The organism is Pseudomonas sp. A39 (assembly GCF_058145955.1).
This window is the reverse complement of sequence record NZ_JBYVMD010000010.1, coordinates 68189-85401: the sequence shown is the minus strand read 5'-3', so window position 1 is coordinate 85401 and position 17213 is coordinate 68189. Positions and strand designations below refer to the sequence as shown.

The 17213-nt window shown below is 60.5% G+C and carries 14 protein-coding genes; 4 read left to right on the top strand and 10 right to left on the bottom strand.

Translation table 11 applies throughout. The features are described from left to right. Positions 1-111 precede the first annotated feature (111 nt). The 8 genes from fdhA to AC3ZU9_RS10425 all read right to left on the bottom strand — a co-directional run bounded on the left by fdhA (position 112) and on the right by AC3ZU9_RS10425 (position 9961). Complete coding sequence (gene fdhA, locus AC3ZU9_RS10460) at positions 112-1311, bottom strand: formaldehyde dehydrogenase, glutathione-independent (RefSeq protein ID WP_015886239.1); 1200 nt, start codon at positions 1309-1311, stop codon at positions 112-114. A 201-nt stretch (positions 1312-1512) separates the two neighbouring features. Then, entirely contained in the window at positions 1513-2370 is an 858-nt protein-coding gene (gene purU, locus AC3ZU9_RS10455) for a formyltetrahydrofolate deformylase (RefSeq protein WP_016977808.1), read from the bottom strand. Positions 2371-2380: 10 nt separating this feature from the next. After that, the gene (locus AC3ZU9_RS10450; RefSeq protein WP_064054269.1) at positions 2381-3013 is read right to left on the bottom strand and encodes a sarcosine oxidase subunit gamma; all 633 of its coding nucleotides are present in this window, start codon (positions 3011-3013) and stop codon (positions 2381-2383) included. A 124-nt stretch (positions 3014-3137) separates the two neighbouring features. Further along, positions 3138-6155: a sarcosine oxidase subunit alpha gene (locus AC3ZU9_RS10445; RefSeq protein WP_015886242.1), complete on the bottom strand. Its 3018-nt coding sequence runs from the start codon at positions 6153-6155 to the stop codon at positions 3138-3140. Then, entirely contained in the window at positions 6152-6454 is a 303-nt protein-coding gene (locus tag AC3ZU9_RS10440) for a sarcosine oxidase subunit delta (protein ID WP_015886243.1), read from the bottom strand. Before AC3ZU9_RS10440 ends, AC3ZU9_RS10445 begins: the two co-directional genes overlap by 4 nt. A gap of 15 nt (positions 6455-6469) precedes the next feature. After that, positions 6470-7720, bottom strand: coding sequence for a sarcosine oxidase subunit beta (locus AC3ZU9_RS10435; protein ID WP_010207084.1), 1251 nt, complete (start codon positions 7718-7720; stop codon positions 6470-6472). Between the two features lie 22 nt (positions 7721-7742). Beyond that, a complete protein-coding gene (glyA, locus tag AC3ZU9_RS10430) occupies positions 7743-8996 on the bottom strand; it encodes a serine hydroxymethyltransferase (protein ID WP_015886244.1) in 1254 nt (417 codons plus the stop codon). A gap of 236 nt (positions 8997-9232) precedes the next feature. Next, complete coding sequence (locus tag AC3ZU9_RS10425) at positions 9233-9961, bottom strand: TraX family protein (RefSeq protein ID WP_046034981.1); 729 nt, start codon at positions 9959-9961, stop codon at positions 9233-9235. A gap of 90 nt (positions 9962-10051) precedes the next feature. Between AC3ZU9_RS10425 and AC3ZU9_RS10420 the strand changes: the two genes are divergently transcribed. Together AC3ZU9_RS10420 and AC3ZU9_RS10415 are read left to right on the top strand one after the other, a co-directional pair. Further along, positions 10052-11092 (top strand): threonine aldolase family protein, encoded by a 1041-nt coding sequence (locus AC3ZU9_RS10420; RefSeq protein WP_015886246.1) that lies wholly within the window; start codon positions 10052-10054, stop codon positions 11090-11092. Between the two features lie 176 nt (positions 11093-11268). After that, entirely contained in the window at positions 11269-11469 is a 201-nt protein-coding gene (locus AC3ZU9_RS10415) for a hypothetical protein (protein WP_046034980.1), read from the top strand. 111 nt (positions 11470-11580) lie between these two features. Here AC3ZU9_RS10415 and AC3ZU9_RS10410 read toward each other — a convergent pair whose 3' ends face one another. Next, positions 11581-13398 carry a flavin monoamine oxidase family protein gene (locus tag AC3ZU9_RS10410; protein ID WP_490090669.1) on the bottom strand — a complete coding sequence of 606 codons (1818 nt, stop codon included), beginning with the start codon at positions 13396-13398 and terminating at the stop codon, positions 11581-11583. A 276-nt stretch (positions 13399-13674) separates the two neighbouring features. Here AC3ZU9_RS10410 and AC3ZU9_RS10405 point away from each other — a divergent pair, with 276 nt between their 5' ends. Continuing rightward, entirely contained in the window at positions 13675-15120 is a 1446-nt protein-coding gene (locus tag AC3ZU9_RS10405) for a purine-cytosine permease family protein (protein WP_490090668.1), read from the top strand. Further along, the gene (locus AC3ZU9_RS10400) at positions 15117-15932 is read left to right on the top strand and encodes a nitrilase-related carbon-nitrogen hydrolase (protein ID WP_122811798.1); all 816 of its coding nucleotides are present in this window, start codon (positions 15117-15119) and stop codon (positions 15930-15932) included. Before AC3ZU9_RS10405 ends, AC3ZU9_RS10400 begins: the two co-directional genes overlap by 4 nt. A 3-nt stretch (positions 15933-15935) precedes the next feature. Here AC3ZU9_RS10400 and gbcB read toward each other — a convergent pair whose 3' ends face one another. Next, entirely contained in the window at positions 15936-17036 is a 1101-nt protein-coding gene (gene gbcB, locus AC3ZU9_RS10395; RefSeq protein ID WP_015886250.1) for a glycine betaine monooxygenase reductase subunit, read from the bottom strand. Positions 17037-17213 lie beyond the last annotated feature (177 nt).

Here is a 17213-nt window from a genome sequence, read left to right as displayed (position 1 = left end):
TGGGAGCGGGCTTACCCGCGAGAGCGGTAGGTCAGTCAAAGAGGCTTTAACTTAACCACCGCATTCGCGAGCAAGCCCGCTCCCACAGTTGGATTGCTGTGTGCCTGAGCGTTATGCCGCGCTGAAGAGTTTGTGCGGGTCAATCACAAACTTCTTCGGTACACCCGCATCAAACTCGCCATACCCACGCGGGGCGTCGTCCAGGCTGATCACCTGCACGCCGACGATCTCGGCAATGTTGATACGGTCCCACATGATCGCCTGCATCAACTGGCGGTTGTACTTCATCACCGGAGTCTGCCCGGTGTGGAAGCTGTGGGATTTGGCCCAGCCCAGGCCGAAACGGATGCTCAGGCTGCCCATTTTCGCGGCGGCGTCCACAGCACCTGGGTCTTCGGTGACGTACAGGCCGGGGATGCCAATCTTGCCGGCCACGCGCACGACGCCCATCAGTGAGTTGAGCACCGTAGCCGGTGCCTCTGCCTTGACGCCGTCATGGCCGTGGCCGCGTGCTTCAAAGCCCACACAGTCAACAGCGCAGTCCACTTCCGGCTCGCCGAGCAGTGCGGCGATCTGTTCGTGCAGCGGCGTGTCTTGGGACAGGTCGGCAATTTCAAAGCCCTGGGCCTTGGCGTGAGCCAGGCGGATAGGGTTGACGTCGCCGATGATCACCACGGCAGCACCCAACAGGCGGGCGGAAGCCGCAGCGGCCAAGCCCACAGGGCCGGCACCGGCGATGTACACGGTGCTGCCAGGGCCAACGCCGGCAGTGACGGCGCCGTGGTAACCGGTCGGGAGGATGTCGGAGAGGCAGGTCAGGTCGCGGATTTTCTCCATGGCCTTGTCACGGTCCGGCAGTTTCAGCAGGTTGAAGTCGGCGTACGGCACCAGCACGTACTCGGCCTGGCCGCCGGTCCAGTCGCCCATGTCGACATAGCCGTAGGCGCCACCGGCACGCGCCGGGTTGACGGTGAGGCACACGCCGGTGTGTTGTTCTTTGCACGAGCGGCAACGGCCGCACGCCACGTTGAAAGGTACCGAAACCAGATCACCGATCTTCAGGTTTTCGACATCGCTGCCCTTCTCGATCACTTCACCGGTAATTTCATGACCGAGCACCAGGCCGGTCTGGGCAGTGGTACGGCCGCGCACCATGTGTTGGTCGGAGCCGCAGATGTTGGTGGAGACCACGCGCAGGATGACGCCGTGCTCAATCTTCCTGCCACGGGGGTCCTGCATTTTGGGATAGTCGATTTTCTGTACTTCGACCTTGCCGTTGCCGAGATACACGACACCACGATTACCAGACATGCTTTCACCTCGCTGTTGTTTTTATGGAACTGCGTTGCCCATTTGGGTGGGCAGCGCGTTTAAGTGCTCGGGTACAGATGCTGTTTTCTTGCGTTGTTTGTGAGGGCCTCATCGGGGGCAAGCCCCCTCCCACATTCGACCGCATTCCAAAGGCAGAACTTGGTCAACTGTGGGAGGGGGCTTGCCCCCGATTGGCGCCAGTCAGAGCACCACCGTCCGATTGGCGTTCAAAAACACCCGCCGCTCAATGTGATACCCCACCGCCCGGGCCAATGTCAGCCCTTCGATATCCCGCCCCTTGGCAATCAAATCCTCGGGATAGTGACTGTGATCCACCACCTCCACACCTTGGGCGATGATCGGCCCTTCATCCAGATCGTTGTTGATGTAATGCGCCGTGGCGCCCACCAACTTGACCCCCTTGTTGTACGCCTGGTGGTACGGTTTGGCGCCCTTGAACCCCGGCAGCAACGAGTGGTGAATGTTGATCGCTTTGCCATCCAGCTTGCGGCACAGCTCCGGCGACAGCACTTGCATGTAGCGCGCAAGGATCACCAATTCGGCGCCGGTGTCTTCCACCACTTGCCACACCTGACGCTCCTGGGACGGTTTGTCGTTGGGGTCGAGGGGGAAATGGTAGTAGGGAATCTGGTGCCAGTCGGCCAAAGGTTTCAAATCGGGGTGGTTGGACACCACCGCAACCACGTCCATCGACAGTTGGCCGATGCGCTGGCGGTACAGCAGGTCGTTCAGGCAGTGATCGGCCTTGGAGACCATGATCACCACTTTTGGCCGGTAGTTCGGCGCCGTCAGCTCGAAGATCATGCCAAAGGCTTCGCCACGAGTGGCCAGGCCATCGCGGAAACCCTGCTCGTCAAAACCGTCGGGCTGGCGGAATTCCACGCGAATAAAAAATCGCCCGGAAAGCCGATCATCGAACGAATGGTGCTCGGTAACGTAGCAACCCTGCTCGAACAGATAGCGGGTGACCGCGTCCACCGTGCCGAGCACGCTGGGGCAATCGGCGGTCAAAATCCATGTATCGGGTGCGCGGCTCATGGGTGATTCCTCAGGCTTGGACGCTCAGGCCGAATTCAGCCGAGGCATCCTGCAGCCACAACCACCAGTAATCCGAGAAGCTGCGACGGATCACCAGCTCCCAGGTGTCTTCAGCCGTGTGGCGGATCACCAGTTGCGACTTGGCGAACACCGTGCCCACCGCCTTGCCCACCGGGAAGTTGTTGGGGTGCACGTCGTAGCTGGTGGACTTCATCAGCACATCGCGCACGTTCGGGCCACTGAGCTCAAGGATCTGCTGGCCGCCGCTGACGTTGACGATCTGGATATGCAGGTCGCCCAAGGCGGCACGCAGGTTTTGCTCGGCGGCAAATTCTTCACCGCTTGGCACGACCAGCAGCCACTCATCCGGGCCGAGCCATTGCAAGCTGGTTTCGCCTTTGACGATGACCTGCAGGGCGCCTGGAAGCTCAATACCGAGGGCTTTGTGTACGCCGGCGGCGAAGGCTGCATCGTGGCCATCGCCACGAAGGGTCAGGTGGCCAAGGAGTTTCTTTTCACGCACGGTCACGCCGGCGTTCTTGCGGCCCTTGCCGATCAGGCTGGCGAGGTCGGCATGGTGCAGCGACGACTCGGCTTTGGCGCCGGTGGTGGGGCGTTGTTGGTATACGTTGGCTGCTGTCATAGAGCACCTGTCCTGAATTCTATGGTGACTGTTCTGGCCTCATCGGGGGCAAGCCCCCTCCCACAGGGGAATGCATTTCAACATGTGGGAGGGAGCTTGCCCCCGATGCAGGCGACTCGGTCTATCAAATGTTCTGCCGTTCACCTTTCGGATCAAAGAACACCGAGGACACAATCTCCGCCTCGATCACGCTGCCATCCGCTTGCGGCGAGAACACCCGCTCACCGATGCGCTTCAAGCCGCCCTTCACCACCGCCATCGCAAACGAATAGCCGAGGGAGTTGTGGGCATAGCTCGAGGTGACGTGGCCGACCATCTTCATCGGGATCGTCTGCTTCGGATCGAACACCAACTGCGCGCCTTCCGGCAGCCACACGGTTGGGTCGATCGGCTTCAAGCCCACCAGCTGCTTACGCTCTTCACGCACGCAGTCTTCACGGTTCATCCCACGCCAGCCGATCCACGAGAACGGCTTGGTGCGGCCGACGCACCAGCCCATGTTCAGGTCGTCCGGGGTCATCGAGCCGTCGGTGTCCTGGCCGACGATGATGAAGCCCTTCTCGGCCCGCAGCACGTGCATGGTTTCGGTGCCGTACGGGGTCAGGTTGTACTTTTTGCCGGCCTCGACGATCTGTTCCAGCACGCCCATGGCATAGTCGGCCTGCACGTTGACTTCGTACGACAGCTCACCGGTAAACGAGATGCGGAACACTCGCGCCGGCACACCGCCGACCAGGCCTTCTTTCCAGGTCATGAACGGGAAGCCGTCCTTGTCCAGGTCGATGTCGGTGACCTCACTCAACAGCTTGCGGCTATTGGGGCCGGACAGGGTCATGGTCGCCCAGTGATCGGTGACCGAGGTGAAGTACACCTTGAGGTCTGGCCATTCGGTCTGCTGGTAGATTTCCAGCCACTGCAGCACGCGGGCGGCGCCGCCGGTGGTAGTGGTCATCAGGAAGTGGTTGTCGGCGAGGCAGGCAGTGACGCCGTCGTCGAAGACCATGCCATCTTCTTTGCACATCAGGCCGTAGCGCGCCTTGCCCACGTCGAGCTTGGTCCAGGCGTTGCTGTAGATGCGGTTGAGGAACTCACGCGCGTCCGGGCCCTGGATGTCGATCTTGCCGAGGGTCGACGCGTCCAACAGGCCGACGCTGTCGCGCACGGCCAGGCATTCGCGTTTCACCGCGGCGTGCAGGTCTTCACCGTTGCGCGGGAAGTACCAAGGGCGTTTCCACTGGCCGACGTCTTCAAACTCGGCGCCGTTCTTGACGTGCCAGGCTTGCAGGGCGGTGTAGCGCACCGGTTCGAAGATGTGCCCACAGTGACGGCCCGCCACCGCGCCGAAGGTCACCGGCGTGTAGTTGGGGCGGAACATGGTGGTGCCCATCTGCGGGATGGTCACGTTCAGCGAGCGCGCAGCAATGGCCAGACCGTTGACGTTGCCCAGCTTGCCCTGGTCGGTGCCGAAGCCGAGCGCGGTGTAGCGTTTGACGTGCTCGACCGACTCGAAACCTTCGCGGGTCGCCAGTTCGATGGCGGCGGCGGTCACATCGTTTTGCAGGTCGACAAATTGCTTCGGTGCCCGTGCAGTCGGTTTGTCGTGCGGCACTTGGTACACCGCCAGCGTCGGCTCTTCCAGACGGCTCAAGGCTTTGGGCAGCGTGCCTTCCACCGGGGCGAAACCCGCTTCACTGGCCGCGCGCACGCCGCCTTCGAAACCATCGGCGAGCGAATCGCCGAGGCTATAGACGCCGTTGATGCCGCCGACGCACACGCGTTTCTGCGGGGCTTCACCCGGTACGAAACCGAGGATGTCTTCACGCCAGGTCGGCTTGCCGCCCAGGTGCGAGGCCAGGTGGACCACCGGGCTGTAGCCGCCGGAGCTGGCCACCAGGTCGCACTCCAGCCACTCGCCTGGGCTGGTGACTTTATGCGCTTTCACATCGATCGCGGCCACACGGGCAGCGGTGACGTGCTTGCTGCCACGGGCTTCGATCACGGCGCTGCCGGTGAGGATACGAATGCCTTTGGCGCGGGCTTCTTCAACCAGGGCGCCGCGTGGGTTGTGGCGCACATCAGCCACTGCCACCACTTGCAGGCCAGCGTCGAGCCAGTCCAGCGCAACGCGGTAGGCGTGGTCGTTGTTGGTCGACAACACCAGTTTCTTGCCCGGTGCTACACCGTAGCGGCGCACGTAAGTCGAGACTGCACCAGCGAGCATGTTGCCCGGCACATCGTTGTTGCCGTACACCAGCGGGCGCTCGCACGCGCCGGTCGCCAGCACCACACGCTTGGCGCGGACACGGTGGATACGCTGGCGCACCACGCCAATCGGCGCACGGTCACCGAGGTGGTCGGTAAGGCGTTCGTGAATGGTCAGGAAGTTGTGGTCGTGGTAGCCGTTGACAGTGGCGCGAGGCAACAGCACCACGTCCGGCAGCGCCTTGAGTTCCGCGATAACGCTGGCGACCCATTCCGCAGCCGGCTTGCCGTCGAGGCTTTCGCGCGAGTCCAGCAGCGAACCGCCGAACTCTTCCTGCTCATCGGCGAGGATCACGCGGGCACCGCTGCGCGCAGCCGCCAGGGCAGCGGCCAGGCCGGCGGGGCCGGCGCCCACCACCAGCACGTCGCAGTGACGGTTGAAGTTGTCGTAGGTGTCCGGATCGTTCTCGGTCGGCGAGCGGCCAAGGCCAGCCGCCTTGCGGATGTACTTCTCGTAGGTCATCCAGAACGATTGCGGGTACATGAAGGTTTTGTAGTAGAAACCCGGCGGCATCAGCTTGCCGCCGACCTTGCCGAGAATGCCCATCACGTCATTGTTGACGTTCGGCCAGCCATTGGTGCTGGTGGCGACCAGCCCCTGGTACAGCGCCTGTTGCGTGGCGCGCACGTTAGGGATTTGCGTGGCTTCGGTCGCACCGATCTGCAGCACGGCGTTCGGCTCTTCGGCGCCGGCGGCAAAGATGCCACGAGGGCGCGAGTACTTGAAGCTGCGGCCGATGATGTCGACGCCGTTGGCCAGCAGGGCTGCGGCCAGGGTGTCACCTTCAAAGCCTTTGTAGCTCTGGCCGTTGAAGGTAAACGTCAGGACTTTATTGCGGTCGATGCGGCCACCGTTGGACAGGCGATTGGTCTGGCTCATACCTTCTCTCCAGCAGCCTTGGCGGTGAATTGCGGCTTGGTGCCGATCTTGTAGGTTTCAAGAATTTCGTAGGTCAGGGTGTCGCGGGTCGCGTTGAAGTACTGGCGGCAACCGGCGGCGTGAATCCACAGCTCGTGGTGCAGGCCACGGGGGTTGTCGCGGAAGAACATGTAGTCGCCCCACTCTTCATCGGTGCAGGCGTTCGGGTCCAGCGGGCGCGGGATGTGCGCTTGGCCGGACGCGTGGAATTCCTCTTCGGAGCGCAGTTCGCCACAGTGAGGACAGAAGATATGCAACATAGGGAATTTCTCCTGTTAGTGGGCGACGGCCGCAGCGCCGTGTTCGTCGATCAACGCACCGTTGTGGAAACGGTCGATGGAGAATGGCGCGGCCAACGGGTGCATTTCGCCCTTGGCGAGGCTGGCGGCAAACACGTTGCCTGAGCCCGGCGTGGCCTTGAAGCCACCGGTGCCCCAACCGCAGTTGAAGAACATGTTCGGCACCGGGGTCTTGGAGATGATCGGGCACGCATCCGGAGTGGTGTCGACGATGCCGCCCCACTGGCGGTTCATGCGCACGCGGGACAGCACCGGGAACATCTCGACGATGGCCTGGATGGTGTGTTCGATCACCGGGTACGAGCCACGCTGGCCGTAGCCGTTGTAGCCGTCGATACCGGCGCCGATCACCAGGTCGCCCTTGTCGGACTGGCTGATATAACCGTGCACGGCGTTGGACATGATCACGCTGTCGATAATCGGCTTGATCGGCTCCGACACCAACGCTTGCAGCGGGTGGGATTCGATCGGCAGGCGGAACCCGGCGAGCGAAGCCATGTGCCCGGAGTTACCGGCGGTCACCACACCGACGCGCTTGGCGCCGATAAAGCCCTTGTTGGTTTCCACGCCGATGCACACGCCGTTTTCCTTGCGGAAGCCGATCACTTCGGTCTGCTGGATCAAGTCCACGCCGAGGGCGTCGGCGGCACGCGCAAAGCCCCACGCCACGGCATCGTGACGGGCGACGCCGCCGCGACGTTGTACGGTGGCGCCGAGTACCGGGTAGCGGGTGTTTTTCGAGCAATCGAGGTACGGGATCTCGTCGGCCACTTGCTTGGCGTTGAGCAGTTCGCCGTCCACGCCGTTGAGGCGGTTGGCGCTCACGCGGCGCTCGGAATCACGGATGTCCTGGAGGGTGTGGCACAGGTTGTAGACGCCACGCTGGGAGAACATCACGTTGTAGTTCAGGTCCTGGGACAGGCCTTCCCACAGTTTCATCGCGTGCTCGTACAGGTGGGCCGACTCGTCCCACAGGTAATTGGAGCGCACGATGGTGGTGTTGCGCGCGGTGTTACCGCCGCCCAGCCAGCCTTTCTCGACCACCGCCACGTTGGTGATGCCGTGTTCTTTTGCCAGGTAGTAGGCAGTCGCCAGACCATGCCCGCCGCCGCCGACGATGACCACGTCGTAGACCTTTTTAGGGGTCGGCGTGCGCCACATCTTCTGCCAGTTTTCGTGGTGGCTGAGTGAGTGCTTGAAGAGGCCGAAGCCTGAGTAGCGTTGCATAGTCATTACTCCAAAACCGCGCTCAGCGATAAACCGGGAAATCAGCGCACAGGGCAGACACGTGCTTGGCCACGTTGGCCTCGACATCGGCATCACCGAGGTTGTCGAGGATGTCGCAGATCCAGCCGGCCAGTTCGATGCACTGCGGCACTTTGAAACCACGCGTGGTCACCGCCGGGGTGCCGATGCGCAGGCCCGAGGTCACGAACGGCGACTGCGGGTCATTCGGCACGGCGTTCTTGTTGACGGTGATGTGGGCGCGACCGAGGGCGGCGTCCGCCTCCTTGCCGGTGAGGCCCTGACGGATCAGGCTGACCAGGAACAGGTGGTTATCGGTGCCGCCGGACACTACATCGTAGCCGCGTTTGATAAATACGCTGGCCATGGCCTGGGCGTTGTCGATCACTTGTTGCTGGTAGACCTTGAAGCCAGGCTCCTGGGCTTCCTTGAAGCACACTGCCTTGCCGGCGATGACGTGCATCAGCGGGCCGCCCTGGGCGCCAGGGAACACGGCAGCGTTGAGTTTCTTCTCGATTTCTTCGTTGGACTTGGCCAGGATCAGGCCGCCACGGGGACCGCGCAGGGTCTTGTGGGTGGTGGTGGTGACCACATCGGCGTACGGCAGCGGGTTCGGGTACAGGCCGGCGGCAACCAGGCCGGCAACGTGGGCCATGTCGACGAACAGCAGCGCACCGACCTTGTCGGCGATGGCGCGAAAGCGTGGGAAATCCAGGGTCTTGGAATAGGCAGAGAACCCCGCCACGACCATTTTTGGCTTGTGTTCGACGGCCAGGCGTTCGACTTCGTCGTAGTCGATCAGGCCGGTGTCGGTGTTGATGCCGTACTGCACGGCGTTGTACAGCTTGCCCGAGGACGACACCTTGGCGCCGTGGGTCAGGTGACCGCCATGGGCCAGGCTCATACCGAGGATGGTGTCACCGGCGTTCAGCAGCGCCAGGTACACCGCGCTGTTGGCGGAGGAGCCGGAGTGCGGCTGCACGTTGGCGTAATCGGCACCGAACAGCTGTTTGGCGCGCTCAATGGCCAGGGCCTCGACTTTGTCCACGTGCTCACAGCCACCGTAGTAGCGCTTGCCCGGATAGCCTTCGGCGTATTTGTTGGTGAGGCCGCTGCCTTGGGCTTCCATCACGCGTTTGCTGGTGTAGTTCTCTGACGCGATCAGCTCGATATGATCTTCCTGACGCTGCTCTTCGGCATTCATGGCCGCCAGCAGTGCGTCGTCATATCCCTGGATCTGGTCTTTTTTGCTGAACATCGCGTCTCTCCCAGCCTTTCGTATTGTTGAGGCCCATGCAGGGCCCTTTGATGCGATGGTAGGGCTGGTGCAGACAGGTCAAATGCCTACGGACGCCACGCAAAGGTGCGTTTACGACATGGCAGGAACAACGCGGAAAAAATGTGGGAGGGGGCTTGCCCCCGATAGCGGTGGATCAGCTTGCACATGCCGTGGCTGACACCACCCTATCGGGGGCAAGCCCCCTCCCACACCGGTTAGGCGATGATGTGACGGACGAGTAGCAGCAGCAGGAAATGCAGGGGATAGAGGGCATACGCCCAGCGGCGCATGGCCGGTGGCGAGGTGTTTTGGGTGTGTCGCAACAGGACCAGGCCGAGCAGCGGCGCAAGCAGGCAGGCGCTCAGTCCCATCAGCGCCACCGGCGTGCCGCTATCGAGCAAGATCTGCCATTGATTGGCAGCCACACACAGCAGCCCCGGCAACACGCTGAAATACCATGGCCGACGAAACACCCATAACATCGCCCACGGCAGCAATACACCGAAAAACCCGAACATCAGGTGTGTGGAAAATACCGCGCCGATCATGACGGCAATTACCGCCAATCCCCGATCAAAAAGCGTCTTCTGCTGCCATCCTCGGGCAACCAGTAACCCCAGCGCCAAGGTCGGCAACACATTCAACGTATCGGCATCGTCGATAAACATCCGATAGGGCACTTCGCTGATCACACTGAACAGCAGCAGCCATCCCAGGTAACGCCATTGGCCCGTGACAGGTGCGTTTCTCGCCCGATGCAAATTCGCCGCAATCGCCAGGCAAAACCACGGAAACGCCAAGCGGCCCGGCACATACAGGCCATCCAGGCTCAAACCGACATACCGCAGGTGGTCCAGCACCATGCTCACCAGCGCCAGCCACTTGAGCAGATCCAGAGCGCCATCACGGACGCGTCCGACAGGCATCGTTTCAGTACCGTGCATAATTCCCCAGTGACTTTGCATTTACAGTGCGTGCGCACCCGCGACAATCTTGGTTACAGTGCGCACCAACATCGACCACAGGAATGGGCCATGACCGACAAGAGCCAGCAATTCGCCAGTGACAACTATTCCGGTATCTGCCCGGAAGCCTGGGCCGCCATGGAACAAGCCAACCAGGGTCATCAGCGCGCCTACGGCGATGATGAATGGACCCACCGCGCCGCCGACGGTTTCCGCAATCTGTTCGAAACCGACTGCGAAGTGTTCTTCGCCTTCAACGGCACCGCCGCCAACTCCCTGGCGCTGTCCTCTTTGTGCCAGAGCTACCATAGCGTGATTTGCTCGGAAACCGCCCACGTCGAAACCGACGAATGCGGCGCGCCGGAGTTTTTCTCCAACGGCTCCAAGCTGCTCACCGCCCGCACCGAAAACGGCAAGCTGACCCCGGAATCGATCCGCGAGATCGCCCTCAAGCGCCAGGACATCCACTACCCGAAACCGCGCGTAGTCACCCTGACCCAGGCCACCGAAGTCGGCAGCGTGTACACCCCGGAAGAAATCCGCGCCATCAGCGTGACCTGCAAGGAACTGGGGCTGAACCTGCACATGGACGGCGCACGCTTCTCCAACGCCTGCGCGTTCCTCGGCTGCTCACCGGCGGACCTGACCTGGAAGGCCGGCGTGGATGTGTTGTGTTTTGGCGGCACCAAGAATGGCATGGCGGTGGGTGAAGCCATCTTGTTCTTCAACCACAAGCTCGCCGAAGACTTCGATTACCGCTGCAAACAGGCCGGCCAGCTGGCGTCAAAAATGCGCTTCCTGTCCGCCCCGTGGGTAGGCCTGCTGGAAAACGACGCCTGGCTCAAGCATGCCCGCCACGCCAACCACTGCGCCCAGTTGCTGAGCAGCCTGGTGGCGGATATTCCCGGTGTGGAGCTGATGTTCCCGGTGCAGGCCAACGGCGTGTTCCTGCAACTCTCGGAACCGGCCATCGCGGCGCTGACCGCCAAGGGCTGGCGCTTCTACACCTTCATCGGTAAAGGCGGCGCACGCTTCATGTGTGCGTGGGATACCGAGGAAGAGCGTGTAAGAGAATTGGCGGCGGATATTCGGAAAGTGATGGAGGCCTGAAACGACGGGCCTTTCAGCCTCTTAGCAGAGACTGTTTGTACGTGTTTCTGACAGTATCTATCTACCCCCTGCCTTGGATAGGATCTCTGCACCCCGAACGAACGGACGCGTTCTTTCGGGGCTGACTGCCTGCCGAATAGTCGGCTGGAAATGGAAATCCGATAGAGGGCAATATCATGGAATATCAAAACAACGGCAACACCCTTCAGAGCGACGGCACCGTCAGCACTACCGTCATTGATTGGGATGAGTTCAGGAAATATGCGAAAGTCGGTGACACCATCAAAGAGCCCTCAAGGACGCTGAGGATCTACGATAAAGTCTACGAACTGACAGCATCCGGCCAACATTTCGTGGTTCATATCTACGCGCAGTAACCGTTAACGCCTGAGATCCGCGCCGCAGGCTCATGACCTCCGACGCGGAACCGAAGTCTGCGACCTCATCAGATTAAAACCCGACCTTGGTACTGGCTCGCCAGGGTCGACTTACAGGGCCTTTGGCTTGAGCACTTGCCAGTCGTCGATGGGACCTCGGTTTTCAATAAAGGTACCCCCGCCGAACTTCACCGCCAGTTTGTTTACGGCGTTCAAGGCGGTGGTCACGGCACCTTCCCCCCAGCCTCCCGTGAAGGACACATCATCGCCGGCCAGAATGAAGCCATCGGGACTTCCATCAAACACACCGTTCATAAACTGCGAAAACAGCAGGCGCTGGTATTCGTACTGCCCCGGCAGGTTCATTTTGAAGGCACTCAGGAAAAACGGTTGTTCTTCCCAATTGATTTCGACAAATGGATCGGTCATACCGAACTCCGCCGCAAGGTTCAACTGATGGTGGGCATACACCGAATCCAACAAGGTTGAACATACCGCCACATGGGACGGTAATGGCGCAGCGCGATCACCCAGGAACTTGATGCTGTCGTCGTTCCAGGTGTAAGACAAAAACATCCCGCTGCCTTTGTAGGGGCCTTGACTCGCAGCGTAGTCCAGCAGGTATGTGCCGCGGGTAATTCGGTCCGACAACGTCACACTCATCTTGTATTGACGATCTGCACCGACATCGGTCCAGAAAGGCCGCTGGGTCTGCGCAAATATTTTGGCCGACTGCATGTAATGGGTGTACGTAACTGCCTCCCACTCTTTTATGGACAAGAGGCTATTCATTTGGTCAAAGCGGGCGACGCCATCCATAAAACGGAATTTGTCGAGGACACGTTTGTGAGGCGTATAAACCACAGCAGCAAAGGTGTATTGACGCTCGCTTCCTCGATTATGATCAAACATCCACACATCAAATTCGCCATCCGGACGCCGTATGATCTGGCGCACTTCCTGGTTGAAAGGCTGAGCAATGACCTGGGCGGTCAGGCCCTGGACGGTAGTGCCCGCGGGCCAATAAGCCATGGGGTCGCCGAGGGCATCCGGAGCACGATTCCACAGTCGGGTAGGCAACTCGCTGGAACCGTCATACATTAGCTTGTGGTTGGTATCCAGCCCGGTATACAGCACCCGCAACACCTCCAGAAAGCAGTTCGGATAGTCGGTGTTCCATCCGCCGGTACCAAAGCCGATCTGGCCGAACAAGTCGATATCCTCACGACTCCAACCCGCCTCTTCCACCATGGCCGTGAAAAAGCTGAGATTGTCCCATCCTTTGTCCAGGATCGCGTTCCACAGGGTCTTGATCTTCGCCAGATCAGGATTGTCCCCGGACATCGCGGTTTCCATTTCAAGGAACTTGATCGGATCCTGCTCCAGGAAAACATCGAACAATTTGCTTTCGATATCTTCATATTCGGGAGGCAAGTTCTTGCCTTCGTAATAGACCTGTCGTTGTTGATAGTCGACCACTGTGCTGGGGGTTGCAGCCGACCCTGGGTTGGGAAAGTCCGCTGAATTGGCGGTCATACCCACTTTATCGAAATAGTGCATCAACGCCTTGCCGGAGACGGGAAAGCGCATAGCGCCCATTTCACAGATAACGCTGTTGGCGGAGTCTTGCGGATCGCCCGCCACATAGGAATAGAAACGCCCGCCAATACGGTCGCTGGCCTCCACCACCACCGGGTGCAAGCCCATGCGCATCGCTTCATAAGCAGCCACCAGTCCGGCCACTCCGGCACCAACAATCAGTACCTGGGTGCCCTGCTGACGTGTAGAAACACCCGCCAACGGTTTTCCATTGCTGACAGCCGAATTGAGGAACTTGGCGTAATGAAAAGGGAAGTCTGGAATAAGCGCAGTGACATCGTTGGTCAACAGGCGCGCCGCACCTTTAGAACGTGAAGGGATAGCAGACATATCAGTCATCCTTGGTGTGTCAAAGGACGTCCGCCTACGGCTTCACTGCGAAGGGCGACTACGACGAGTTCGATCCTAAGCGTAGACGCTTGTAGGAAATGTCTGCATCTAAATTGAAAATAGAAAGCGACTGCGTAAGGCAGGGCTTGCCCCATAAGGTTATGCGCCATCAGTTCAGAAATTCATGAAGTGATTATTTGCAAATGCCGATTCAATAGTTTTTTTAGTTACAAGACTCTGCGTAGTCTCACTCAATAAAAACAGACCGTGATGCCTATGAACACGCCCTCCGACCGATCGGCTGCTCCCACTTCCACCACGCTGAAAATCGAAACCCGCTCCATTGACTACGTGCCGCGCAATGAACGCCACGGTAAGGTCTGGCACCAGGCGCCGTTCTGGTTCACCGGTAACTTCGTTCTGACCACCATGGTCACCGGGTTTACCGGCGCAGCCTTGGGGCTGAGCCTGGTGTATGCCGTCCTGGCGATTGTCATCGGCGTGTGCCTGGGTACGTTCGCCATGGCGTTCCACGCCAACCAGGGCCCACGCATGGGCTTGCCGCAGATGATCCAGTCGCGGGCACAGTTCGGTTTACGCGGGGCAATCGTGCCCTTTATCGCGGTGGTCTTCGTGTACATCGGCTTCAACGTGTTCAATGTGATTCTGGCGACGGACGCCATCAATACCGTGCTGCCCGGCAGCCGTGCCCCCTGGTACGCGTTGATGATCATCCTGGCGGTGGTGATTGCCGTGATCGGCCACGACCTCCTGCACACCGTGCAGCGCTGGCTGACCTACGTGATGATCAGTGTCTTCGCCGTACTCACAGTCGCAGCCGTGACGCACCTGCAGGCCGACACGGCAGTGGCCGACGCGCACTTTTCCTGGTCGGCCTTCCTGATCCAACTTTCAGCCGCTGCGGGCTATCAGATCAGTTACGCCGTCTATGTCTCGGATTACTCGCGCTACCTGCCCCATAACACGCCGTCGCGCAGTGTCATCATCTGGACATACCTGGGGGCTGCCGGCTCGGCGCTGTGGCTGATGTCACTGGGGGCGTTTCTCGCCTCGGCGTTGCCCTCACCCGACGCCATCGGCAGCGTGCAGGCAGTAGGCAACCAACTGCTGCCGGGGTTTGGCACCTTTACCGTGCTGATTGCCGTCCCGGCGTTGGTCGGCATCATGGCCGTCAACTGCTATGGCGCGATGCTCACCGGAATCAGTGCCATTGACGGTTTTGTGCCGATCAAGCCCAGGATCAAAAGCAGAATCCTCGGGATCAGCCTGGTGGCCGCGATCATTTTTGTGATCGCCTTGTGCATCCCCGAAAGCTACCTCAGCAGCTTTAACACCTTCGTGCTGTTGATGCTGTATTTCCTAGTGCCCTGGACAGCAGTCAACCTTGCCGACTTCTACGCCGTACGAAAAGGGCGCTACGCCATCAGCGACATTTTCAACCCAGCGGGCATCTATGGCCGTTGGTCGAGCACCGGACTCGTCGCCTATTTCCTCGGCCTGGCGGCAATGGTTCCGTTTATGTCGCTGGGTTTTTATCAAGGGCCGATCAGCTTCATGTTGGGCGGCGCCGATATTGCGTTCGTCGTCGGCCTGCTGGTCTCGGCATTGGTTTACTGCGTGATGAGTCGCCAACTCGACCACGCCGCCGAGTCGCGGGCCATAAAAGCCAGTGAACAAGCGCTGGAAGGAAACGTGTCATGACTCCGTTACGCGTCGTTTGTCACCAACTGGCGCCGCGTATCGGCGATACCGATTACAATCGGGCGCTGACCGAACGTGCGATTCGTCGAGCGGCGAGTCTCAACGCCCAGTTGATCGTCCTGCCGGAGCTGATTCAGAGCGGTTACGTATTTGCCGACCGGGAGGAAGCCTACACCGCCTCCGAGACATGTGACGGTCCAACCCTGGTCCAGTGGAAAAGCCTGGCGCGGGAGCTGGGGATCATCATCGTCGCAGGGTTCTGTGAGCGTCTGAGCGCGGGACAGGTCGCCAACAGTGCCGCACTGGTCGAACCCACGGGGCGGTTGACGGTGTATCGCAAGGCGCACTTGTGGGACCGTGAGAAACTGATCTTCACCGCTGGGGATGCGCCACCTCCGGTGATCGACACTGCCGTCGGGCGGATCGGCATGATGATCTGCTACGACTTGGAACTGCCCGAATGGGTGCGCCTGGCAGCGCTGGCGGACGCCGACCTGCTCTGCGTTCCGGTGAACTGGCCGGATGGCCCGCGCCCCGAGGGTGAACGGCCGGCAGAGATCGTGCGGGTACAGGCCAATGCGGCGGTCAACCGTATGTTCATCGCCGCGTGCGACCGCCATGGCGAGGAACGTGGCGTCAGGTGGGTGGGCGGCTCGGTCATCGTCGACGCCGATGGCTACCCGTTGGCCGGAGCAGCCTCCCACCCAGGGGAACAACCGTTGATGGCTGACCTGCCGTTGGCCGAGGCCAGGAACAAGTCAATCAGCGACCACAACCACGTTCACCAGGATCGTCGGCCCGGGCTGTACTGAGCGTCAGAACTCAATGCGCACATCACCCTTCGGCACACTGCAGCAGGATAGGATGTAGCCCTCGGCTTCGTCCTCCTCGGTGATCCCGCCGTTGTGGTCCATCTCGACCTCGCCCCCCAGCTTCATCACCTTGCATGTGCCGCAAATCCCCATGCCACAGGCTTTCGGGATCAACAGGCCGAGCTTGGCCGCCGCCGCATGCACGGTTTCGCCCGGTGCGACGCGAATGCTCTTGCCCGACGCAATGAATTCCACCTGGTGCAAATCCGCCAGATCGATTTCCGGTGCGTCGGCAGCTTGTTCGGCTTGCTCCACCGCATCGGCACGGGCTTCGGGTGGCGTGGCTCCGAAGGATTCTTCGTGGTAGCGCGCCATGTCGAAACCGGCGACTTCCAGCAGGCGCTTCACCGCGTTCATGTACGGCGTAGGCCCGCAGCAGAACACTTCGCGCTCCAGGAAGTCCGGCACCATCAGCTCGAGCATCTTGTGGTTCAGGTAACCGCGATAACCTGCCCACGGCTCACCCAACCCGTGTTTCTCGCAGATCAGGTGCAGGCTGAAGTTATCGATGCGCGACGCCATGTGCTCCAGCTCGCGGTGGTAAATGATGTCCTTGGGCGAGCGGGCGCTGTGGATAAACGTCATGTCGACATTGGCGTTGGTGTCGTAGAACCAGCGCGCCATGGACATGACCGGGGTGATCCCCACACCACCGCTGAGGTACAACACTTTCGGGCTCGGGTAATCGATGGCATTGAACAGGCCCACCGGCCCGTGCACCGCCAACTCCTGGCCTTCGTGCAGGGTGTCGTGCAGCCAGTTGGAGACTTTGCCGCCCGGCACGCGCTTGATCGTCACCGAGAAGCTGTACGGCACCGACGGCGAGCTGGAAATGGTGTACGAACGCATGATCGGCTGGCCTTCGATTTCCAGCTCCAGGGTGACGAACTGCCCCGGCTTGAAAAAGAACAGGATCGGCTGGTCGGCCATGAAGCAAAAGGTGCGCACGTCCCAGGTTTCCTGGATGACTTTGACGCAACGGACGATGTGCCGACCATTGGCCCAGGTCTGGGTCGTTACCGGATTCAGGAAATTGCTGGACATGTTGTTCTCCACCGCCGAGGTCGGCCTTATGGTGGCGATTCTGCGTAACGCGAGAACCACCCATTTACCTATCTGCGACATTCACATACTTATCGCGACCAGCCCCCATACCACGGGGGTTGCGCGTCGGGATCAGAGTGGGCCATGTCGCTCATGGATAAGGTTCGGCGCATCGGC